Here is a 21215-nt window from a genome sequence, read left to right as displayed (position 1 = left end):
TTCACTCTTTTTCACCTTTCTTTTCACGCATTAATTCACCCAATGACCCTGAATTCCAATTAACAGTCGGTATATCCGTGGTGCCAAAGCTTTCTTTAAGCAAATCTGCTACTGTTTGACTGGAAAAGAAATCCATTAAAAGTTCATCCGCCTGAGAAAACATCCGACGAAGAACGTCCATGCCCTTTTCTGCATACTCTCCATCTTTAAACGCTTTTTCTATAAGTCCTGTATCTGGAAACATCGAAATGGGGCCTTCCATCGCTTCAATAATTTCAAGGTTTTTAATCTTATCTACACTTTTGGCAAGAGAAAGGCCGCCATTATTACCAGGAACGGAAGTGATTATCTGCTTAACGACCAATTTCCTAATGATTTTCTTCAAATAAGAAGGAGACACCTCTAACCGCCTGCTGATCTCATTAGACGAAAGCGGTACATTTTTATCCTGGGTAGAGAGTATAACAATGATGCATATAGCTTGCTCGACACCTTTTGTTAATTGCAATTCAGTTCACCTCTTCAAGTATGTATGTGGATGTTTGATATCCATAATGGATATTCGGTATCTATAATTAAACCCTGTTTCATCTTAGAAATCAAGTTATTTCCAGAAAAAATTTCTAAAAAAGCGTTTTGGGTCCTCAAAACAAGGTGAACCCCGCATGACAACATCATGCGGGGTTCACCTTTGGCAGGATCTATTATAGGTCATTTAAAAATTCATTGACTGCCTCTGGAGTTTTAGCATTTGCACTGTGCAGGTGTGCAACCTTTTCTCCATTTTTAAATACTAATAAAGATGGAATTCCCATTACGGTTTGCTCTTCAGAAATCTCTGGGAACTCGTCACGATCGATTGTAAACCACTGTTTGTCTTGATGTTCTTGAGTGATCTCATCAATGAACATGTCTAAACGTTTGCAGTCTGGACACCACGTAGTCGTAAAAATCCCGACCGTCAGTCCCTCTTGTTTGATTTGTTCACGGTATTCTTGTTCTGTATTAATATTTTTCATGATTGTCTCCTCCGAGCTTTTCTTATCATCATCATACTTTAATCAATGAATATATGTACTCAAGAATTACTATATAATTTATTCCTTCCCAGTTCAAACGGTTTAACCTCGATCTATCCCACTATTGCCCGGTTTATGTTGATTGTTTATGAAAAATTCTCCTTTTTCCGTCACAAGGGATGTGATATTACTTTTAATCTAGCAATCCACAAATCAGTGTTTATTCATGAAAAAAGCCACTATCCAGTGGTCTTTTCACTTCATTCATATTGGGAGAGTTAGTTGCCAGGAAACACCGAACTTATCGGATACCCATCCGAACTTCTTACTAAAGAAATAATCACCCAATGGCATCATCACTTGTCCGCCATCAGTTAAGCTCGAATAAAGCCTGTCAATTTCCTCTTCACTATCACATGTAAGGAATATTGAAAACGAAGGTGTAAACGTAAATTGATGCTTAACATTGCTATCGATGCACATAAATTCCTGATCCTTCAAGGTAAAGGTAGCCTGCATGACACTCCCCTCTGTACCTGATTCATTTGCACCATACCGTTTCATGCTGGTTATTTTCGATCCTTCGATTAAAGATGTGTAGTAATTCATTGCTTCTTCCGCATTTCCTTCGAACATCAAGAAAGGTGTGACCTTCATCATTCTCATCAAACCCCTTTTCATCTTTAATTAGTTTCTTGCATTGAATCATGGCGCCCACCAGTTACCTGAAGCCACGATCATTGTCTGTAATTTTATCGTATTGGCAAAATAATCATCATCATCATCTTGTTCCTGTATCGTCCGATTCCATAACTGATTAATCCATTGCTGATTGGAGGAATCAACCATGGCACTTACCATGAATGGAGCAACGAAGCTTGTACTATTCCCTTCTTCCAAGGCTTTTCCGCTTAGCGTATAGCCCGATTGGATATTTTCAGGGTTTCCATCCGTTTCCTCTTTAATCCAATCATTCATCCGCTTTAATTGCGGCAGCGCCCTTTCATCACCAGTCAGTAAGTAATCGAGCGTATACCGCCAAGGGGTCCTGCTGCTGTTCCAGCTATAATTGCCGTCATTCTCCCCTTCTAAAAAGTCAGCTTGTGCTGGCTGATACTCTCCCTTGGATTGTACAATGAAGTCCGGCATGAGACCAGTATTGCCGCTTTTCTCCTTATAAATGGAATGAATGATCGCATAGGCCTTATCCGTAACACCTTTCCATTCATGATTCCCAGTTGCCGCCTCAAATGACTTCAAATGATTCAGAAGAAAGTCCGATGAACGAGTCGATTGTCCGTATACTTCATCTTCATCCTCCGCCCAGTCACCTAGTTTAATCAGGGACTGGGACCGATTTATCTCATTCGACATGATCGCATCCATGATGTCCTTTGCTCTGGCGAGATAGTCGATTTCCCCTTCACTTCCCCACTGGCGATCAGCCAATAATAACGAATAAGCGATATCCATATCGCCATCAGTTGCTGAATCGGCATCCCCTGGAGTATTTATGATTTTGCCCGATTTATCCTTAACTTGCTGCCACGCCATTAATGAAGGGTCATTGTCACTTCGATGCGCTTTATAAAAACGATACAGACCATCGAAGTACTGTTTGTCCTTGCTGCCTGCCATTATTGCCGTAACCATCATCCCATAACCGTGCGCTTCAGAAACGGTCACTGCGTTCTTGGGTTCTGCATATCCTTTATCATTGTAAAAGATATAATATTCATCATTTTTATCAGCAGGCTGCTTCAAATATTCATTTTTCCAGGTTTTATAATAATTCGCTACGGCATCATCCATCTCCTCCTGTGATAGATTGTCAGGTTTTATCGTACCCGGTTGATAGACTGTATGCTGAGGAAATGCCCTTTTACCGGCAATCTCTCTCTTTGTGGTTTGAGATACCAATGCTAGCGAGGCAATGATCACGAAAACGATCGAGCCCACCGCTATCAATAAACTTCTTTTTTTCATGGCTCGCTCCTTGGGTTATGGTGCAGTATTCACTTCTTTTTTATGTTTGGCTATGAGCATTTCAATCTATTAGCATGACTTTTCTTCCTTTCCGGAAGACAAAAGAAAAAGGCCTACTTTATCCTTTTACAAAACATTAAGATTCATAGCCTTATTTAAAGAAAGTGATATTTAATTTACTCCTAATTATTAATACTGATATCAGGAGTAATAAGTTTATACTCATAAAATTTGAATCAGTAATGAGATTAAATGAATATCTTAATCCGAATAGGATAATTTAACTTATAATAACCATTGTCAAAAAAATGAAATTCCTCAATTAACTCACCTCTTTCATCAAATTCCGGACATATCAATCTTTCCCCTTGGTCATTCCACTTTTTTCAACTCCATAAGGCCTTCGCCATCTAATGAAATTTCAAATTGCTGATTAACGACTATCGAAAGCGGAAAGATTTCCGACTCTCTATCCGAAAAGATCCACCGCCGTTTACTTGGACCTAAAAGTAAAAACGAACCTGCTTCATGTTCCCCCATGAAATTCAATCCATCTTCACTTATCGTTTCAGCCTTCCTTACGGGTACACCAAAACTGACCAACTGATTTCCCAAGGTCCTGACTTCATTCGTCGTAATGTTTATTTCACTAATACACAGGACGTTTTGAGCTGAAAAAGACTCCGCCTCAGATTTGGGTGATACGGAATATCTGGAAATGAACTCGACAATATTGCCTGAAGGGTCTGAAAAATAAAAGGCATGTGCATTTGAATAACTGAAATAAACTTCGTCCACTTCATCTTCCCTAGTCAATTCCACTTTTGATTTCGCCCATGCTTTGGCCGAAGTGAATAAATTGGTCGGTATATTCATGGCAAAATGATAAAAAGGCTTTTCCTGGAGATGATATTTTTTAATTTCAAGCACACTGTCCCCTGCTTTAATTTCAAAACCATCATCAGTATGCGATAGTAACTCAAATCCTAACTCATTAACATAAAAATTCCGCATATCATTCAATGCATGACTATACAAAGTGACCTTATTGATAATCAAAGTTTAATCCCCCTTCTCCCAAATCCGTACTCTTCATTTACATATTAAAATATATATATTCATATTCACTTTACCTATTTTTACCACAAATAGCCAATGGAATATCCCTTAATTTTTCGGCCAGCCAACTCAAAAAGGACCACCAAATCGGTGGTCCCCCGTATTGAAAAAATCTCTCCGCCAGCGCAGTTTACGATGGTTCCATTTAAGATGATCGCCCCTGTTGTTGAAGCAAAAATGACCATGTCGGCAATTTCTTCTGCCGTAGCTGAAATGTTCGGCCCTGTTGGAGAACCAGTAATTTAAACCACTTTGTTTTGAATCATTTCTCCTTCTCCATTTGGTCATGTATTTTCATCTTTTCGTCTTAAAAAGGATCATTCTTTAATTTTCATTCCAAGCATGGCTGCAAAGCCTATCGCTTGGTCCGGGGAAACTTCGCATCCATTTAAATCCTCCAGGGATACGGTAAGCCTTTGAAATGTAGAACTGCTAATATCGATTCCTTTGAGCGGTGTCCGGGAAAAGTTCGCTTCATTTAATCTACATGTTTCGAACTTAACTTTGATGAATTTACACTCATAATAATCAGCACTTTCCATTGAGCAATGATCGAACTTCACTTGCTTCAAACTGGAATAACCGAATGCACTTAAATTCAAATTACAATTCTCAAAGGAGACATTTCCTAAACTTGCGTCAGACAGGTTAATGCCTAAAAGTTTGGACTCCTTGAATTCCACCCGATGAATCGAGCCACCCATGAAATCGGCATTCGTCAAATCGCAATGGTCAAAAATGACATCCGTCAGCTCGATATTCCTGAAAGATACATCGCTGAATGTCACATTTTTAAAAACAACCTGTGATAATACGATTTTGTCCATTTTTTCTCTATCGATCGTGCAATTGGTTATGATACAGGACTCAAGATAAGGCTCATCCTGATAATATATTTCCTGAAAGTTCGCTTGAGTTAAGTCTTGGGGGATCTTTGGCTGTTCAATTTTGATTTTACCTGACATATTATCACCTTCTCACTTTATTAACCTTTCAAGTGCCTAGCTAAAAACCGGATCAATACTGCAACACGTTCCTTTACATGAAAAGTACGGAATGACGTTTGACCTGGAGTCATATCCGTTCGATTTTCAAAAGGCTTTTTACCGCATACCGTTTTTTTTTGAAAGTGGGGACATTAATGCTTACTAGAAATTGAAACTTCCACAGCTGACAATATAACAACTGGTCTACTTAATTCGGACTTAACTTTAAACCATATTTCAGTGAAGTTCAATCTAAGAATTTCGCTAATATGGCTATTATTTTTCGTTATTTTGTGTCACCTTTGCCACTGCAAATTAAAAAGCTGCCTCATCGGCAGCCTCGCTTACTTCATAAAAACGGAAGAAGTGATTTTATATTTCAGTATTGAATCTTTTTGGGATCCGGAAATAATATAGAGCTGCGCCCATTATGACTATCATTCCGCCTATCAGGAAAAAAGCTTGAAAGATATTTCCTCCAACAGTCGGGGAAGTGGATATGAAACCACTTGAAATCAGAAAAAGGACCCCAAATCCAGACAAAAATAGTGCTGTTTTTTTAATGCTTCTTTTGAATAAGGTATAACCCGTAAATATGATTATATATGAAGCGGTAAGGGCCATTAGAAATGGAAATAAAGGCTTGAATTTTGCAGCATACACGAAATGATCCAAATTCGAGATATCATGTGCATCCATCACCTCATCATCACTTACTTGTGAAAAATGCGCGGAATACTTCCATTCCCAAGGTTCATCCTGAATTTCGCTGCCTTCAAACCATGCACAAAATGAAAATACCATAAAGAAAAGTGCAGCGATTATTATTTGCAAAAAATATTTAAAAGTCAATGCCATCTCCTCCAGCTGTCATCATACCAATAAATGGGTAAAATTCACACCCAATCTTGAAACAAAACTGTCTTTATACCCCAAAGCAATATGTAAACATACACTGTTTCCTGAATAATATAATGCAAACACTTTTAAGGAGCGTTTAAGATATGATCACTCATGGAGATGACCTCCTTATTTCAGGAGCATGGTTACTGGGCCTCGGTACACTCGTAGGTGCAATCGGTCAAACCCGGCAAACTTTAACGGGCACTAATCTCGGCAAAGATCTGGTCCTCAAAGGGAATGTCATTGAAGCGGTTGGGAATTCGCTGCAAGCAATCGGCCGGACGAAAATGCTGAATTCGGAAAATGAACATTCGGAAACCTATTTCATATTCGGTGCTTGGCTTGAGGCTGCTGGTAATACCGCAAATGCAGTTGGAATAGATATGCAGTTGAATGGCTCAGAGGAGGAGGGCACCCGGACGGATGCACTCGGCAGTGGAATCCAAGGCCTGGGTGCCACTTTTGAAGCATTCGGGGCATCACTGACGGAGGCGACATTTTCACGCTCTCTAGAGATTAAGGGAAATGGCCTCATTGCTGCAGGTTCTTTTTTGGAATCGATCGGAAATATCTTCATTTTGAATGAAAAACGACGGATGGGAGAGCAAATTCTTTTGCTCGGCAGCTGGACCCAAGTTATCGGTGCATTCATATTAATCGATGCCTTTTCCATTGGACCAGAACCCGAACAACCTGAGAAAGGTAAGGAAGGACTTAACAGCCATTATAGCTTTGCAAATTATTACGCATGAAATTGACTGGTAATTAAGTGCCTTCAAGTTCGACTTTCATCGAGAACCCTTGTTTCCGCTTGTACAAAACAATGCATATACTTCTCATCCAATTTCCAACCCTTCTCGCTTCCCCACTCCTGGAATGGCTCATAGCCCATCCCCTCCAAAAACCAATGGTCCTGTTTAAATTTGATACATACAGCTCAAAATTATCATCGCTTTTCGTAAATTTGGGCACTTTACTCGTGAATTCGGGGCTTTTACTCATGAGTTTCGGATCTTTACTCGTGAGTTTCGGCGTTACTCGTGAATTTGGGGCTTTTACTCGTGAGTTTCGGCGTTATTCGTGAGTTTCGGCTCTTTACTCGTGAGTTTGGGCGTTACTCTTGAGTTTCGGCTCTTTACTCATGAGTTTCGGATCTTTACTCGTGAGTTTCGGATCTTTACTCGTGAGTTTGGGGCTTTTACTCGTGAGTTTCGGATCTTTACTCGTGAGTTTGGGGCTTTTACTCGTGAGTTTCGGCGTTACTCGTGAGTTTCGGTGTTACTCGTGAGTTTCGGCCTTTTACTCGTGAGTTTCGGCGTTACTCGTGAGTTTCGGCCTTTTACTCGTGAATTCGGGGCTTTTACTCGTGAGTTTCGGATCTTTACTCGTGAATTCAGGGCTTTTACTCGTGAATTCGGGATCGCTCCGCCCCCTCATTTTATCAAATTACTACTACAAATCTGAGTGGACAGAATGGATTTATTTTGCTATTATAGTTACTAAGGGTAACAATTACTTAGGGTAACTATATATTAAGTATAAGGGGTGTTTCTGATAAAGACTTACCAAAAATTCTTTCAGCAATTATTACTGCTGTACCGACCGTTTGAAAATAATCTTAATATACAGCTTAACAAGCATGATTTACACAGGGCGCAATGGTCCATTTTGTATTACTTAACCAATTATGGTTCGGCGACGCTTGTAGAGCTTGCTAATTACCAAAGTGTGGAGAAACCCACGATTACGAGGACCGTTGCCCGCTTGGAAGAGCTGGGGTATGTCGAACATGTGCCAAGTAAAGATAAACGCGAAAAAAGAATGCGGCTTACGGAGCTTGGAAAAAAGGTCTACATTGAAGTCCGCGTAACAATCGATCAATACGAACAGGATATCTTGAAAGGGATAACTGAAGAGGAACAAATCGCAGCCATCCGCATCATGGGCGAAATAAGAAATAACATATTAAAGTAAGGAGATAATAAAATGGAACAATCCAGATCTAGACTGTGGACGAAGGATTTTGTCATCGTTTCTTCCATTAATTTTTTCATAACATTAATCTTTTATTTACTGATGGTGACACTTGCCATCTATGCTGTAAATGAATTGGATGCTTCTACAAGCGAAGCCGGACTCATATCGGGTATTTTCATAATCGGGACGTTAATCGGACGTCTGTTCATCGGCCGTTTCATTGATTCGATCGGACGCAAGAAAACATTATTCATCGGCCTGATTTTTTTCACTTTGACAACACTTCTATATTTTGTGGACCTTGGAATTGGCTTCCTGCTTGTTAACCGTCTCATCCATGGTATGGCGATGGGTATGGCAAGTACTGCGACAGGAACGATCGTCGCCCAAATCATCCCGGCAACACGAAAAGGCGAAGGCATCGGCTATTACAGTATGAGCGCAACACTTGCGACGGCAATCGGCCCTTTCATCGGTCTGTATATGGCTCAAAATACAAGCTTCCAAGTAATTTTCAGTTTCTGCCTGGCTTTAGGGTTGATCAGCCTGATTACTGCATTCTTCCTATATGTCCCGGCATTGAAAGTGACGGCAAAAGTAACCGAAAGTAAAGGATTCAAGCTTTCCAATTTCATAGAACCTAAGGCACTGCCCATCTCATTCATTACTCTGGTATTGGCATTCTGTTATTCCAGCGTCCTTTCTTTCATCAGTTTCTATGCCATTGAAATCGACCTGGTCAATACAGCAAGCTTCTTCTTTGTAGTTTACGCAGTAGCCGTATTGTTATCACGTCCTTTCTCAGGACCGTTAATGGACCGGAAAGGATCGAACTTCATTATGTATCCAGCTTTCATGATTTTCGGAGTCGGTTTGCTCCTTCTAAGTATATCAACCAATAGTTTCACTTTATTGGCTGCTGGTTTCCTAATTGGCCTTGGATTCGGTAATATGCAATCAAGCTCGCAGGCGATTGCCGTTAAACTGACACCGCCCCACCGTATGGGGATGGCAACATCCACCTTCTTTATCATGCTTGATGCAGGACTTGGATTCGGCCCTTATATTCTAGGATTCATCATTCCAGTAACAGGGTACAGCACACTTTATGTCATCCTGGGCGTTGTCGTCATCGCAACTTCCGTTCTTTACTACTTCTTGCACGGCAAGAAAGAACGTACAGCTAAAACAAACTTAGCTTCCATTTAAATGAAAAAAGGGATATCCCATTGGTGGATATCCCTTTTTTCACGATTTTCGAACCCAAAATATTTCAGATTTCCCTTGCCACTCATCTGCCAGTACCCCATAAACGATGGAATCCACATAATGGTCATACAGCCATTCAGATTTTCTAATGCACCCTTCCTTTACAAAGCCAAGCCTTTCGGGAATTCGCCTGCTCTTTTCATTTTCGGCAGCCGCTCTAATTTCCACTTTATTTAGTTTGAGATTAGAAAAGGCATGATCAGTCAGGGCCTTGGCCACCTTAGTCATGATCCCTTTCCCTTGAAAATCTTCACCAAGCCAATAGCCTATATATGCCGTTTTATTTGACCAATTAAATGAAGGTCCCCTCATCATGAGGGGACCTTTCATTTTATTGTTTTACTTCCAATTCATCGATAAAGATTCCAAATTTTCTACCATTCATTTTATTTGTTGCTTGCATGACCGATTCACCTTTATATAAAGTCTTTCCAGTCTTTATATCAACGATTAGAAGTTTGGCAGGCTTGTATGTTAAATTGTCCATTTGATCCACTCCGTTGCCTAATAGGAAGTACACACGCCCATTCTTAATGGCAGCGAAGTTTTGTTCCTTTTTATTAACAGCTAAATCTAGCTCCATGTCATTCGTTAATGTTTGACTGCTTAGGTCAAACATTTTAATGCGATAATTATCGGATTTCTTATCAATTAGGTAAAGGTTTTTCCCGTCCACATATCCTGATTCAGCCATACCAAGGCTAAGAGATTCCCTTTTGGGTAATTTAACCGTTTCTACTTTTTCCGTTTCATAATTATAAGATAACAGTTTGCTTTCATTCAATTTTTCCTCATAGGGACCGTCCTCATGATTTACCCCTTTAATTACAGAAATTAAAACCATATTGTTTGGCTGGGAAGGAGCAATATCAATTGGCATCTCAAAATCTACTTGATTGGGGTAAGTAAAGGTTTCGGATAAAAGGGTTTTATCGCTCAAAACTTTTTTATTAGCTAAATCGATCGTATACAGATGAACCTCTTTCGTTTGCTTATCATCACTTGAATTCACATCATTCATCGTTAAAACCTGTAGTTTTGAATGGACCAACTGCACATCCCTGACATCAGCATTCATGATTCTCTCTTGGTCGGGCAGTTCAATTTGGAAAGAAGTTTCCTCTTCGTCCTTCTTCTCCAGTAAACCGATATCAAACTCCGCATCCATTTTCCCGTTATTCGTAATATCGCTATTCACCCAAGCGTAAGCGAGAAAATCATCGTCTTCATATAAAGAACTAATGGAATCCTTGCCACGCATAAATGCACGATGTTCTTTTACTAATCTTTCAATTTGATGATCTTGTCTTCCATATAAGTTCTCCAAGTAAGACCTTTCGCTAGCATATGTCGTTGTATTGGATTCAAATGTTAACGATTCATAAAAAGAGCCATTTTCAAGCGTTGCATTTATGATTACCGGATCAAGCTCTTTATCGCTGCCTTCCAGTGTCTTGAAGGTATACTTTGGAAGGCTGGAAGCGGAGGAAGCTACTTTGACATAATAGGTCCCGATGCTTAAGATGACAACCATTCCAATAATGATGCTGCATAAATAACGTTTCACCTTGTTCACTCTCCTTTAAAGTTGTTGTTATACGGTAACGCGGTTTTTCAATAACCAGGAACCAAGCCAAATCGAAAGTCCTGTCACAATGATTCCTAATGCGAGCAGCAGACCAAATAATTCATTAGGATAAAAATGGAATTTACCAAACGCCATTACGAAAACAGGAGCTAAAAACAATGCAGCAGCGATTCCGCAATATACCAAGCCCATTACGACTCCTTTTATGCGGAAACTTCTTTCAAACATGATCGCCGTGAATAATATCGACATGATCATAAGACCGATGCCATAGGAAAGCAGGAATTGCGTGAACGTGCTTGGGATGATCAATGCCAAAACTTGACTGGCTTTTGTGATAGTGGAAATTGACATTTCATTCAAGAGCGCTTCCGGCACATTTGAATTAAATAGGGCATTTTCCATTGGTAAAATGATGATCTGGAAAGCAATCAACCCTAATACCATAAGGAAGATGGCCGTAGCTTTTGAAAGGTAGATCGATAATCTGGATGTCGGTAACATCAATAGACGATAAATGAATGTATTCTTACCAAACCAATCACGATACCAAATAAGGAAAATGTAAAAAATAAGGGCAACCGCACTCAGCGCAATCGGTCCTACAAACAAGAGGGTATGGGCGATATGGCTAAAATCAATGCCATTATAAGTCGCAATATAGGCAGCTTCGGATAGTCTTTCATCCGACATGATCTTCCTGGCATCTTTAAGAAGGCTCTTCGTTACGATGATCACTCCAGCAAATTGCGAAACCAAGGTTATCAACAATAAGGATATATATATTTTACTAAATCGATTGATTTCAAAGTTCACTAGCTTTAAATATCGCATCATGATTGATACACCTCTCTCATTACATCGACTACCGATTTTCCTTCCTCTTCACGCATTTCTTCTGTTTTGAACTCTTTAAGCACTGTACCGTTATCCAATAAAATGACCTTATCGATTAAATGTTCAATATCACCGATTTCATGGGTCGTGATGATGACTCCTCTATCTTCAATAAGGTGGCTCGCAAAGACATCGGCGATTTGCTCGCGGCTAAACATATCGATGCCTGAAAATGGTTCGTCCATCAGTACATAATCCACGTCAAGGGACAAACCAAGCATCAGGTTGAGCTTAGCTGTATTCCCCTTTGACAGTTCCGAAATGGGGGTCTCCTCTTTCAGCTTGAAGAATCCCATCAATTGGTTAGCTCTTTCCGAATTCCATGACGTATAGAAATCCTCCATGAAAACCATTGCCTGTTTAACGGTCATTTGCGGAAGCATGATCGGTGCGTCCGGAATGAAGGTGATTTTTTCATAACTGTCCTTTGTCATCTTTCGATCATCGATCAGGATTTCACCTTTATATGGCGTCAATCCCATAATGGCTTTGAGTGTAGTCGTTTTACCGACACCATTTATCCCGATCAGACACGTGACTTCCCCTTTATTAGCTGTAAAAGAAACACTATCCAAGATTTTTTTCCGGCCGTAATTCTTGGAAATCCGTTTTACTTCTATCATTTTTCTTCCTCCTCCCTTATTTCTTCCGAATATTTTTCTTTAACAACACGAAGCAGTTCATCAACTGGTACATTAATCGGACGAATCGCATCGACAAACGAATCAACGGCTGCCAGAATCAATTCCTGCCTTACTGCCTGTAAAATCGTTTCATTCGTCGTGATTTGACTTGGGAAATTTCGTTCTGTATGAATCAAGCCCTGTTCCTCCATTTCTTTATACGCTTTTTGAGCGGTATTAGGATTTATATTCAGTGAAGCCGCCAGTTCTCTGCGGGAGGGAATTTCCTGTCCAGCAACGAATTTACCAATGGCTATTTGTTCTTTAAAATGCCTAACGACTTGCAGATATACCGGTTCCCGGGTATTAACATTCATTAAAAACACCCCCTATTTATTTAGAATTACGTGTATTCACTCGTGTATGTACTAAGTGGTTCATACACCTTATAGATGTACTATACCCGTAATACACCTAAACTGTCAATCCTAACTTTCAACAAAATGAAAGCCCCGAAAGCGCGGTGCAGTCGGGGTTTCATTATATGTTTTAGAAGGAGATGCCAAAGTTTCATTCGAATAGATGATGTAGCAGCCGATCTTTATCTTCAAAAAATTGTTTCATTAACAAATAATGATTGGACTCCTCTAAAGTCACTTCATTCATTCCCTCTTCTGAAATCTGAAGGATTTTAGCATCCGGGTAGGCCATGATGATCGGGGAATGGGTGGAAATGATGAATTGGGAACCTTCTTGAACAAGCTCATTTATCCTGGCCAGCATCGATATTTGTCTTAGCGGCGACAAAGCAGCTTCAGGCTCATCGAGGATATACAATCCATCGCCTTGAAATCGTTCTACAAAGGCTGAGAAAAAAGATTCCCCATGTGATTGTTGATGAAGTGACTTTCCACCGAAGGAATCGATGATTTTCGAACCAAACGATGCCTCCCTGTCCAATTCCTCAATATTCGTAGCTAAATTATAAAATGTTTCCGCCCTAAAGAAAAAATTATCCTTCGGTTTGTACACTCCTTTTTTCAAACGGAGGTATTCGTCCAAATTCGAATGTGAATCATAATTGGAAAAATTGAAATTCAACGTTCCGCCTTCTGGATTGAAGCCATACGCAATCGCAATACCTTCAAGCAAGGTGGACTTCCCCATTCCATTTTCCCCGATAACATAGGTAACACTGGGATGAAAGGTCACTTCTTTAAGGTATTTTCTTAGTCAGCTCGTTGCTAAAGAAATGGTTGAACAAGGCAGCGGAAAAATCATAAATATCGCATCCATGCTCACATTCCAAGGAGGTAAGTTCGTTCCGGCCTATACTGCGAGTAAACATGGCGTTGCTGGGCTGACTAAAGCATTCGCTAATGAATTAGCCGCTAAAAACATTCAAATAAACGCGATTGCCCCTGGATATATTGAAACGGCCAATACAGCCGCGCTTCGTGCAGATGAGTCAAGAAACAAAGACATTCTTTCAAGGATCCCGGCTGAAAAATGGGGAACACCTTTTGATGTCATGGGAACCGTCGTATTTCTTGCAAGCAAGGCCTCTGACTATATGAATGGCCATATCCTCGCTGTTGATGGAGGCTGGCTCGTTCGTTAATCCGCCGATTAAGACAAATGAATATGTTTAAGGTTAACACCCTTAGCCAAAGCGCTTAGGGTGTTTCTTTCATCCAATGTTTAACAAAATCGGACTCCTTTGTTATGATGTAGGTATCCCGTTCTATTTCAAGAAATTATTCCCTTTAGGAGAACATCATGAAAAAAAAGAAAACTACAATATCAGATGTTGCTGAGAAGGCCGGTGTTTCCAAAAGTACGGTTTCTCAATATATTAACCAACGTTTTCGTTATATGAGTGCTGAAACAAAAGAAAGAATCGAGCAAGTCATCCAAGAACTTGACTTTCGTCCCAACGATAATGCCAGGAATTTAAAAGTAAAAAAAACAAAAGTGATAGGCATACTCGTAGCTAATATTTTACATACTTTATCCACTGAAATCATTCGTACCGTTGAACAACAGCTTCAGCAGCATGGCATGAAAGTATTCATATGTGACTCTGCCGATGATCCAGAGAAAGAAAAGGAATACCTTGACTTGCTGGTTTCTACACAAGTAGATGGAATCATCATTTTTCCGGTAGGAAATGACTTTAAAGTCTATAATTACTTGATCGATCATTCCATTCCAATGGTATTCGTTGATCGATTAGTTGATGGAGTTACATCCGATTCCGTTCTTTTGGACAATCATGCTGCAATCTTTTTAGCTGTTTCCATGCTCGCTGAAAAAGGACACGAAAATATTGCTTTTTTAACCTTACCGATTGATATCCCGATAACACCAAGATTGGAGAGAATCGAAGGATTTAAAAAAGCGATGGCATCTCATAAATTGGAAGTCAGGGATGATGATATTCATTCTTTACCCAGAAATCGAATTCAAGAAAAATTGGCCCAGATATTCGATGCAGAAAAGCCTCCAACTGCCATAGTCGCAGGAAATGATTTAGTGTTACGTGAAATCCTTAGCTATTTGAAAAAACAAAAAATCTCGATCCCTGGGGAAGTGGCCATTGTCAGCATTGATGATGTCGCTTATACGGAGTTTTATGAACCATCGATCACAACAATCGGACAACCAATACAACAAATGGGAATTAAAACAGCAGAGTTATTATTGCACCGGATAACCGATTCTGGTCAGACCCCGTACATTACTTATCGGTTTGCCCCCGAACTGATTGTTCGAGGTTCATGCTAAAGGATTAGACAAAAACGGCAGGTTAGTTACACTGCCGTTCCATTTACACTGGAATGATGAAAGAAAAGCTAACCGATTTTCTTTTTCTTTCAGGCAATTTACAGATACATGATTAAACCTTCCACTTGGAAATCACCCACCATTCACCTCATTTTTAGCTGATTCTATGACATTTTGGATAAATGGTGCTTTCGCTTCCGTGTACCCGACTATATCCGCACGATGCTTTTGAGCTAAGGATAATTTTAATTGCTGATATTGTTTCCTTACATCAGGATGGGTTCTTAAATAGTCCCTAAATAAAAGTTGATCATTCCACTGTTCACTTCCGAATCTATAGATATGCAAATGGTGTGTCCCTGCTCTCCATTGACCTTTTCTAAAAAAACGCCTTTCGGGAAACTCCTGATGTTGGACAAATTCATACCCAATCGATTTCAAGGGTTCAATGAATGGGTCAGCTTCATCTAAATGCCGGACGCCAGCCATGATGTCCAAAATCGGTTTTGCCCCCAACCCTTTTACAGATGTACTTCCAATATGCTCAACACAAAGGGGGGAATAGTTCTTTAAAACCTCCGTTATCCTCGCTTTTTCCTGTTGAAATACGCTAACCCAATCAGGGTTATAATCCTCGATCTTTACTGTTTTCCCCATTTAATCACTCAACTTTTCATGAAATGGTATTGTCAGCCATCACTTTTCATCACGTGACCATTTGACGATAGGATCTTGCGTGCTCGGCTCATAATAAGTTCCGACATACACCTTTTCTTTTCCCGTTATTTTATTGGTTCGGATGACTGTATATCTTCCTTTATCATAATTTTTGGTAAGAAAATATTTCCGGTATGAAAACCCTTTTTCGGGACCGGTTAATTTTTCTTTAGTTTTATACGCCTGCGGCTTGTTCAAGCTCCCTTTCACTACACTTTTAATATTCAACGGAGTTTCCTCAAGCTTAACTTCGCTTCGGAAATCAACGCTCCTGGTATCGGTTTTCCCTGAAGGCACGGATGCCATTTCGATCGTATCTTGAGTTTGTTCCGAGAATGATTTTGTGACACTGTATGAATAAAGGATATTCATGGAACTTATATTACCTTTCATTTTGCCAGCAAATTCAGGCATGGCAAAATTCATTAGAAAAGTGATCGATATGCATACGATTAATAGGGTAAGCGAAATTTTCTTCATATTTCCTCTTTCTCAACTATGTATTCTTGTAATTCAACTTGTTCATTTTCCTTAGGAATAATCCCAAATTTAGCGATTAATAGAATGGCAAGAAAACTGAAACAGCAAAAACTAGTATTATCACTTGTAATAAATGAAGCCTGTATAATACGAGATCCCAGTAATGAATTCAAAATGTAGGAAAAAAGAAAACCCGAATAGGATAGGCAAAACAGATAGTTTCCGATCAGTATCCTCTTGTAATGTGCATAATCAGATTTATTTCCATTCCTGATACTGACGCATTGTCTAAATTGCCGAATGAGACCGTATGTGAAACCAATAATTAACATGACTACAATGAGAAAATCAATTATTGCTTCCTCCACTTTTACTCCTCCTTGGTAATTCGTCCTAAAAAACTTGTAAAATATTACATTAAACTCATCATATACCATTTGTGATAAAATGATATATATTTCCTACTTTAATATCGGAGTTGTATCATGAAATTTTTTGTAAAAGTCCTTTTATCGCTATGTATGGTTCTTTATCTATTAATTCTTACAAAGCTCATTTTATTTAAAACCTTCTCGATAACCGAAATGAATGATCATATTAGTTTTTCCTTCAATGGCCGCTATTGGGGTTCCCATAACTTCATCCCTTTTAAAACCATTTTCCATTACCTGTTCTTAGCGGATGTAAATACATCCATCCGGATTGAAAACATAGTGGGGAATATCATCGGTTTCGTACCATTTGGCCTCATGCTTCCTTTACTATCAAAAAGGTTTACCCAACTCAAACCGATCTTGATTGCAACATTCTGTTTTAGCTTCACCTACGAGATTCTTCAGCTTTTATTTGAATTAGGAAGTTTTGATACCGATGATATAATCCTGAATACTCTCGGGGGGATTATAGGGTACCTGCCGATTAAGCTGTTTTACACAGTTTTCAAAAAGAATGGAACCATTGGCAGTCAAGTGTAGGTCGAATTATCCGCTAATGGTGAAAGATGATTAGATGCATGTTCTTATTCTTACGTTTAAAGCGAGATGAAGTTTCAATATAAAGTAAAATATTCCTAATATTACTTGTTACACTAAAAAAAAAGACCACCAGATTGGTGGTTATTTTAAATCTTTAAATCCGTATTTTTCAAAAATTTTAATGGAGGCTTCCGTTTGGAGATAGTCATAGAATAGCTTGGCTTCCTTGGAATGCTCCAGGTCATTGATCATACCGACGGGATAAATGATCGGATCATGTAAATCTTCCTTGGCTGTTGCAATGATATCAACTTTTGATGAGCTCATCGCATCCGTTTTATAAACGAGCCCTGCGTCCACGTTTCCCGTTTCCACATATGTAAGCACTTGCCGGACATCCTTGGCATAAATCAATCTATCTTCAACCTCTTTCCAGAGATTCAGGTTTTCCAAGGTTTGTTTAGCATATTGCCCTGCCGGTACAGACTCAGGAGTGCCAATCGAAATTTTGGTAGCCTTTGTTAGGTCTTTCAGTGATCCCAGTTCCTTATCGGAATCCTTTGGCACCACCAGCACCAGGTCATTGCCGACTAAATCGATTCCGTTTTTATCTTCAATAAGGTCTTCCTCTACTAATTTATCAAATTTATCTTCTGCAGCCGAGAAAAACAGTTCAACAGGTGCGCCCTGGGAGATCTGTTGCTGAAGAGCTCCAGAGGCTCCAAAATTGTAATTAACTTTCACATTTGCATTCTCTTTTTCAAAGGACTCTTTTATATCATTTAAGGCATCTTGCAAACTTACAGCTGCGGAAACAGTCAATTCCACCTGCTTCCCCTTCATTTCAGTGATTTCCGCTTCTTCATTTGAACACCCTGTACCCACTGCCACAAGCAGCATAATCGCAAAAATCATAAGGTATATTTTTTTCAAAATCACTCTTCCTTCCGCCCAGTTATATCTTATAAAAACGAAATCAGGAGAGCTACTAATAAAGCAGCCTTCCGGGTTGGTATGCCATTGACTATAATCTGTTCTTTTCAAACCGCCTCTTCATCTGGTTCATTGTAGGATGCCCTTGCCAGCAAGTGAAAACTTAGCTATAAAGAACTTTGGGCTGTCGGGCTAGATAGGAAGGCGTACCATTTTGATTAAGATTAAGGATCAATTTCATGACCTCCACCATTCGCTCAGGTTTCTCCAACTCTATTTCCTTATGATAGGATTCAATGGATGTTTTCCATTTTTTCATTTTTTTCTGATCCTTCAATATACTCAACAATTGTTTTTCAAAAGGCGTTTTCTGATTAAGTTTAAATACAAGTCCTTGTTGTTTTAAATACTGTAGATTAATTTCCTCCTGCCCCGGAAGCCTGGAATGAACAAAAATGGGAAGCCTTTTTCGCAATGCTTCGCTAATCGTGACACCGCCCGGTTTCGTAACGATTGCGTCAGCTTCTTCATAAAGCTTATTCATTTCAGACCTTGATGAGATATAAGGCAATGGTTTGATATGAGCTAAGTTCCACGTTTGGATTTCATCATACAGCTTGGTGTTGTTGCCACAAAGAACTAAATAATCAAAGTCGGTCGAATTCTTTAACTCATCACCTAAGTTCAAAATCCCTCCCAAGCCACTATTTCCTCCGGATATCAAAATTTTTGGTCGTTCTGTGTTTCTTTGTACACCGGCATTTTTAGTGATTTCCTCGTGCACGGGAATACCAGTGACCATCATCGTTTGTTTTGGTATTTGACGCTTACCCATCAGCTTTTCTTTTACTTCTTGACTAGGAAGAAAATGGGCATCTATCCCTTCGCTTCCCCACACATTATTAATAAAGAAGTCCGTGTACACGTTTATAACCGGTGTGCTGCACTTCCCTTTCATCTTTAACTGGCTCAAAAGATAGGAAGGGAAACCATGTGTACAAACAATTAAATCAGGCTTTTCTTCAGCTATCAATTGTTCCATTTTTTTCATGAATATTTGCTGATACCATTTAAATATCCGTTCCTTTGGTGAGTGAATGTAAAAAAGGTTTTTATAGGCAAGATTATAGGTTTCTGGCGCATAACGAATCCATGTCAGGTAACTATTTGCCACTAGTTTTTCTAGAGAGGTGTTGGTATAACTGATTAGATCGATTTTTTTATAAGTAATCCCATTTGAATGCTTTTTCAACATGTCCATTAATGCCTCGGCAACTTGATGATGTCCCGATTGCATTCGAAAGAGAGGTAAAAACAAAATCTTCTTCATATGTGTCATCTCCTAAGAAATCATTCTGAAAATATATAATGGGGAAATGTATTAGCAGGTCCATGATATCTTCCTCTTACAATATAATTATCGATATTTTTGAACAATTTCCTTTAAATCAAGTTTAGCAAAAGTTCCATCTTCCGAGAGGGAATCAATGTTGTGCTGTATAACGAGGAGCCGACTCAATTTTCCGACATTCGTTTTCTCTTTTTAATGTATTTGATAGTAACATATAGTACAAAAATCACCAAAAATACAATTCCTAAATATGGAACATATTTGGGATTAACATTAAAAGCATCCCCCACATAATAACCGGCCACTATAAAAGGGACAGTCCAGAGTATAGTGCCTAATAGGGAAAATAGGAAGTATTTCCGAAAGGGTATAGAAGAGATTCCTGCAAAATATGGACTAATTTGTCTTATACCCGGAATGTAAAATCCCAATACTAAGGTTTTTTGTGCATTATCCGTATAGTTTTTCTTTGCTTTCTCCCAGCGTTCACTAGTAATTCCAATGAATCTTCCATATTTATTTATAAATGGATACCCCACATATTTTCCGCATGCATAAGCTGCAAGCATTCCGATAAAGGCGCCGAGAATTGCACACAGCATCGCTAAACCAAATGAGAGCTTCCCTTGGACAACCAACACCCCAATCAGAAATAGAAGGGATTCTTCTGGAGCAGGCACTCCCACAATGCCAAAGAATAAAAAAAGAAAAATGATCAGGTATCCATACGAATCAATAAAATGTAAAAGCGTATCTATATTCATAATACCCCCAGAATTAGTTATAAGTCTTTTAAAGTAATGAAGCGCGTTCCCTTTTCCTTATGCTCCTGCAGGTAAATTTTTAACATTTCAATCATGTAGCCAGGTGCTTCTTTATCCGCTCCCAAGGTTTCACCACAGTCATGAAGCAATAGAATGGAACCTTCTGTTGAAGTGGTTCGCAGTTGATCAAGCAGATTATTTTTGCATTTTTCCACTTTCCAATCCCCGAAAATGTCCGACCACATTATCACCTTATATTTCTTACTTAAAAGTGGGGTGAAAATATTGAAATGGCCCCATGGAGGTCTATAAAAAACTACCTTTTCATTCGTACATTCATTTATTGCCTTTGCCGTCATATCCAACTGTCTCCGCAGATGGATTGGAGAAAGAACCCAACTTGAAACATGATGAAAATGATGGATACCTATAGTATGTCCCTCTTCATGCATTCTTTTAATAATTTCAGGATTGCTTTTCACTTTATTGCCAACAACAAAAAACGTAGCCTTTATCCCATAATCTTTTAAAAGATCAAGTAATTTCATTGTATATTCAGGGTTTGGGCCATCATCGAAAGTTAGCGCCATCCCATTATTCGAATTGATTTTTTTTGTTATTCCCAGACTGCATGCACGAATAAGCACCGTTGGGAAAATAGTATAAAATATAAATAGCAAAAATAAAATAATAAAACTAAATATCCATATATGTATCACACAAAAACATACCCTCTCATTATTTATATTACCAATACTGGTCCTTTCCCTATATCATAATCTTTTAACTCTATGCAGCAAATGTTATTATCTTCAAGCAATTACAATTTTCATTGCACTGTC

The 21215-nt window shown here is 39.1% G+C and carries 25 protein-coding genes and 4 pseudogenes; 9 read left to right on the top strand and 20 right to left on the bottom strand.

From position 1 onward, the window contains the following. Position 1 precedes the first annotated feature (1 nt). From QUF94_RS04210 to QUF94_RS04180, 7 genes and pseudogenes are all read right to left on the bottom strand, one after another. Positions 2 to 508 carry an RrF2 family transcriptional regulator gene (locus tag QUF94_RS04210; protein WP_289314733.1) on the bottom strand — a complete coding sequence of 169 codons (507 nt, stop codon included), beginning with the start codon at positions 506 to 508 and terminating at the stop codon, positions 2 to 4. Positions 509 to 704: 196 nt separating this feature from the next. After that, positions 705 to 1043 (bottom strand): annotated as a pseudogene (locus QUF94_RS04205) (thioredoxin family protein); the annotation flags it as partial. A gap of 240 nt (positions 1044 to 1283) precedes the next feature. Beyond that, positions 1284 to 1679 (bottom strand): VOC family protein, encoded by a 396-nt coding sequence (locus QUF94_RS04200; RefSeq protein ID WP_289314732.1) that lies wholly within the window; start codon positions 1677 to 1679, stop codon positions 1284 to 1286. 45 nt (positions 1680 to 1724) lie between these two features. Next, positions 1725 to 3005, bottom strand: a complete 1281-nt coding sequence (locus QUF94_RS04195; RefSeq protein ID WP_289314731.1) for a family 8 glycosyl hydrolase — start codon at positions 3003 to 3005, stop codon at positions 1725 to 1727. A 372-nt stretch (positions 3006 to 3377) separates the two neighbouring features. Then, complete coding sequence (locus QUF94_RS04190) at positions 3378 to 4064, bottom strand: VOC family protein (RefSeq protein ID WP_289314730.1); 687 nt, start codon at positions 4062 to 4064, stop codon at positions 3378 to 3380. A 377-nt stretch (positions 4065 to 4441) separates the two neighbouring features. Beyond that, the gene (locus tag QUF94_RS04185) at positions 4442 to 5089 is read right to left on the bottom strand and encodes a pentapeptide repeat-containing protein (RefSeq protein WP_289314729.1); all 648 of its coding nucleotides are present in this window, start codon (positions 5087 to 5089) and stop codon (positions 4442 to 4444) included. A gap of 393 nt (positions 5090 to 5482) precedes the next feature. Continuing rightward, positions 5483 to 5962, bottom strand: coding sequence for a DUF4306 domain-containing protein (locus tag QUF94_RS04180; protein WP_289314728.1), 480 nt, complete (start codon positions 5960 to 5962; stop codon positions 5483 to 5485). A 152-nt stretch (positions 5963 to 6114) separates the two neighbouring features. Between QUF94_RS04180 and QUF94_RS04175 the strand changes: the two genes are divergently transcribed. The 6 genes from QUF94_RS04175 (at position 6115) to QUF94_RS04150 (ending at position 9199) form a co-directional block, all read left to right on the top strand. Next, the gene (locus tag QUF94_RS04175) at positions 6115 to 6765 is read left to right on the top strand and encodes a DUF6944 family repetitive protein (RefSeq protein ID WP_289314727.1); all 651 of its coding nucleotides are present in this window, start codon (positions 6115 to 6117) and stop codon (positions 6763 to 6765) included. Positions 6766 to 6920: 155 nt separating this feature from the next. Continuing rightward, the gene (locus tag QUF94_RS04170; protein WP_289314726.1) at positions 6921 to 7097 is read left to right on the top strand and encodes a hypothetical protein; all 177 of its coding nucleotides are present in this window, start codon (positions 6921 to 6923) and stop codon (positions 7095 to 7097) included. Positions 7098 to 7154: 57 nt separating this feature from the next. Next, positions 7155 to 7301 carry a hypothetical protein gene (locus QUF94_RS04165; protein ID WP_289314725.1) on the top strand — a complete coding sequence of 49 codons (147 nt, stop codon included), beginning with the start codon at positions 7155 to 7157 and terminating at the stop codon, positions 7299 to 7301. Continuing rightward, on the top strand, positions 7289 to 7477 hold the full coding sequence (locus QUF94_RS04160; RefSeq protein ID WP_289314724.1) for a hypothetical protein: 189 nt from the start codon (positions 7289 to 7291) through the stop codon (positions 7475 to 7477). The genes QUF94_RS04165 and QUF94_RS04160 overlap by 13 nt, the downstream gene beginning before the upstream one ends. Before the next feature lie 90 nt (positions 7478 to 7567). After that, entirely contained in the window at positions 7568 to 7987 is a 420-nt protein-coding gene (locus tag QUF94_RS04155; RefSeq protein ID WP_289318284.1) for a MarR family winged helix-turn-helix transcriptional regulator, read from the top strand. Between the two features lie 12 nt (positions 7988 to 7999). Continuing rightward, positions 8000 to 9199 (top strand): MFS transporter, encoded by a 1200-nt coding sequence (locus QUF94_RS04150; RefSeq protein ID WP_289314723.1) that lies wholly within the window; start codon positions 8000 to 8002, stop codon positions 9197 to 9199. 39 nt (positions 9200 to 9238) lie between these two features. Here the strand turns inward: QUF94_RS04150 and QUF94_RS04145 are convergent. The 6 genes and pseudogenes from QUF94_RS04145 to QUF94_RS04120 all read right to left on the bottom strand — a co-directional run. Further along, a pseudogene (locus QUF94_RS04145) lies at positions 9239 to 9553 on the bottom strand (GNAT family N-acetyltransferase); the annotation flags it as partial. Between the two features lie 37 nt (positions 9554 to 9590). Then, positions 9591 to 10826, bottom strand: a complete 1236-nt coding sequence (locus QUF94_RS04140; RefSeq protein WP_289314722.1) for a hypothetical protein — start codon at positions 10824 to 10826, stop codon at positions 9591 to 9593. Between the two features lie 27 nt (positions 10827 to 10853). Continuing rightward, a complete protein-coding gene (locus QUF94_RS04135) occupies positions 10854 to 11684 on the bottom strand; it encodes a hypothetical protein (protein ID WP_289314721.1) in 831 nt (276 codons plus the stop codon). Continuing rightward, positions 11681 to 12367: an ABC transporter ATP-binding protein gene (locus QUF94_RS04130; RefSeq protein ID WP_289314720.1), complete on the bottom strand. Its 687-nt coding sequence runs from the start codon at positions 12365 to 12367 to the stop codon at positions 11681 to 11683. The genes QUF94_RS04135 and QUF94_RS04130 overlap by 4 nt, the downstream gene beginning before the upstream one ends. After that, on the bottom strand, positions 12364 to 12744 hold the full coding sequence (locus QUF94_RS04125; protein WP_289314719.1) for a GntR family transcriptional regulator: 381 nt from the start codon (positions 12742 to 12744) through the stop codon (positions 12364 to 12366). Before QUF94_RS04125 ends, QUF94_RS04130 begins: the two co-directional genes overlap by 4 nt. Before the next feature lie 193 nt (positions 12745 to 12937). Further along, positions 12938 to 13582: pseudogene (locus QUF94_RS04120) on the bottom strand (AAA family ATPase); the annotation flags it as partial. Between the two features lie 7 nt (positions 13583 to 13589). On the opposite strand from QUF94_RS04120, the pseudogene QUF94_RS04115 reads away from it, so the two are divergent. Both QUF94_RS04115 and QUF94_RS04110 read left to right on the top strand, forming a co-directional pair. Then, positions 13590 to 13988, top strand: a pseudogene (locus QUF94_RS04115) (SDR family oxidoreductase); the annotation flags it as partial. Positions 13989 to 14146: 158 nt separating this feature from the next. After that, on the top strand, positions 14147 to 15154 hold the full coding sequence (locus QUF94_RS04110) for a LacI family DNA-binding transcriptional regulator (RefSeq protein WP_289314718.1): 1008 nt from the start codon (positions 14147 to 14149) through the stop codon (positions 15152 to 15154). Positions 15155 to 15286: 132 nt separating this feature from the next. Here the strand turns inward: QUF94_RS04110 and QUF94_RS04105 are convergent, their stop codons facing one another. The 3 genes from QUF94_RS04105 to QUF94_RS04095 are packed head-to-tail and all read right to left on the bottom strand — an operon-like array spanning position 15287 to position 16719. Further along, complete coding sequence (locus tag QUF94_RS04105) at positions 15287 to 15811, bottom strand: GrpB family protein (RefSeq protein WP_289314717.1); 525 nt, start codon at positions 15809 to 15811, stop codon at positions 15287 to 15289. Between the two features lie 39 nt (positions 15812 to 15850). Next, positions 15851 to 16351, bottom strand: a complete 501-nt coding sequence (locus QUF94_RS04100; protein WP_289314716.1) for a hypothetical protein — start codon at positions 16349 to 16351, stop codon at positions 15851 to 15853. Beyond that, a complete protein-coding gene (locus QUF94_RS04095) occupies positions 16348 to 16719 on the bottom strand; it encodes a hypothetical protein (protein WP_289314715.1) in 372 nt (123 codons plus the stop codon). Before QUF94_RS04095 ends, QUF94_RS04100 begins: the two co-directional genes overlap by 4 nt. Before the next feature lie 117 nt (positions 16720 to 16836). Here QUF94_RS04095 and QUF94_RS04090 point away from each other — a divergent pair, with 117 nt between their 5' ends. Next, positions 16837 to 17325 (top strand): VanZ family protein, encoded by a 489-nt coding sequence (locus QUF94_RS04090; RefSeq protein ID WP_289314714.1) that lies wholly within the window; start codon positions 16837 to 16839, stop codon positions 17323 to 17325. Between the two features lie 141 nt (positions 17326 to 17466). On the opposite strand, the gene modA is transcribed toward QUF94_RS04090, so the two are convergent. The 4 genes from modA to QUF94_RS04070 all read right to left on the bottom strand — a co-directional run bounded on the left by modA (position 17467) and on the right by QUF94_RS04070 (position 21020). Beyond that, positions 17467 to 18258, bottom strand: a complete 792-nt coding sequence (gene modA, locus QUF94_RS04085; protein ID WP_289314713.1) for a molybdate ABC transporter substrate-binding protein — start codon at positions 18256 to 18258, stop codon at positions 17467 to 17469. Positions 18259 to 18421: 163 nt separating this feature from the next. Beyond that, positions 18422 to 19588, bottom strand: coding sequence for an MGDG synthase family glycosyltransferase (locus QUF94_RS04080; protein WP_289314712.1), 1167 nt, complete (start codon positions 19586 to 19588; stop codon positions 18422 to 18424). A 185-nt stretch (positions 19589 to 19773) separates the two neighbouring features. Next, a complete protein-coding gene (locus tag QUF94_RS04075; protein ID WP_289314711.1) occupies positions 19774 to 20373 on the bottom strand; it encodes a DedA family protein in 600 nt (199 codons plus the stop codon). 17 nt (positions 20374 to 20390) lie between these two features. Continuing rightward, a complete protein-coding gene (locus QUF94_RS04070) occupies positions 20391 to 21020 on the bottom strand; it encodes a polysaccharide deacetylase family protein (RefSeq protein ID WP_289314710.1) in 630 nt (209 codons plus the stop codon). Positions 21021 to 21215: the final 195 nt, after the last annotated feature.

The organism is Peribacillus sp. NJ4, from assembly GCF_030348345.1.
Taxonomy (GTDB): domain Bacteria; phylum Bacillota; class Bacilli; order Bacillales; family DSM-1321; genus Peribacillus.
This window is presented reverse-complemented; position numbering and strand designations above follow the sequence as displayed.

Bases quoted from the DNA above. Each gene is read 5' to 3' on its own strand.
- QUF94_RS04200 (WP_289314732.1), bottom strand. From the start codon at position 1,679: ATGATGAAGGTCACACCTTTCTTGATGTTCGAAGGAAATGCGGAAGAA.
- QUF94_RS04195 (WP_289314731.1), bottom strand. From the start codon at position 3,005: ATGAAAAAAAGAAGTTTATTGATAGCGGTGGGCTCGATCGTTTTCGTG.
- QUF94_RS04185 (WP_289314729.1), bottom strand. From the start codon at position 5,089: ATGTCAGGTAAAATCAAAATTGAACAGCCAAAGATCCCCCAAGACTTA.
- QUF94_RS04175 (WP_289314727.1), top strand. From the start codon at position 6,115: ATGATCACTCATGGAGATGACCTCCTTATTTCAGGAGCATGGTTACTG.
- QUF94_RS04170 (WP_289314726.1), top strand. From the start codon at position 6,921: ATGGTCCTGTTTAAATTTGATACATACAGCTCAAAATTATCATCGCTT.
- QUF94_RS04165 (WP_289314725.1), top strand. From the start codon at position 7,155: ATGAGTTTCGGATCTTTACTCGTGAGTTTCGGATCTTTACTCGTGAGT.
- QUF94_RS04150 (WP_289314723.1), top strand. From the start codon at position 8,000: ATGGAACAATCCAGATCTAGACTGTGGACGAAGGATTTTGTCATCGTT.
- QUF94_RS04135 (WP_289314721.1), bottom strand. From the start codon at position 11,684: ATGATGCGATATTTAAAGCTAGTGAACTTTGAAATCAATCGATTTAGT.
- QUF94_RS04130 (WP_289314720.1), bottom strand. From the start codon at position 12,367: ATGATAGAAGTAAAACGGATTTCCAAGAATTACGGCCGGAAAAAAATC.
- QUF94_RS04125 (WP_289314719.1), bottom strand. From the start codon at position 12,744: ATGAATGTTAATACCCGGGAACCGGTATATCTGCAAGTCGTTAGGCAT.
- QUF94_RS04110 (WP_289314718.1), top strand. From the start codon at position 14,147: ATGAAAAAAAAGAAAACTACAATATCAGATGTTGCTGAGAAGGCCGGT.
- QUF94_RS04105 (WP_289314717.1), bottom strand. From the start codon at position 15,811: ATGGGGAAAACAGTAAAGATCGAGGATTATAACCCTGATTGGGTTAGC.
- QUF94_RS04100 (WP_289314716.1), bottom strand. From the start codon at position 16,351: ATGAAGAAAATTTCGCTTACCCTATTAATCGTATGCATATCGATCACT.
- QUF94_RS04090 (WP_289314714.1), top strand. From the start codon at position 16,837: ATGAAATTTTTTGTAAAAGTCCTTTTATCGCTATGTATGGTTCTTTAT.
- QUF94_RS04080 (WP_289314712.1), bottom strand. From the start codon at position 19,588: ATGAAGAAGATTTTGTTTTTACCTCTCTTTCGAATGCAATCGGGACAT.
- QUF94_RS04075 (WP_289314711.1), bottom strand. From the start codon at position 20,373: ATGAATATAGATACGCTTTTACATTTTATTGATTCGTATGGATACCTG.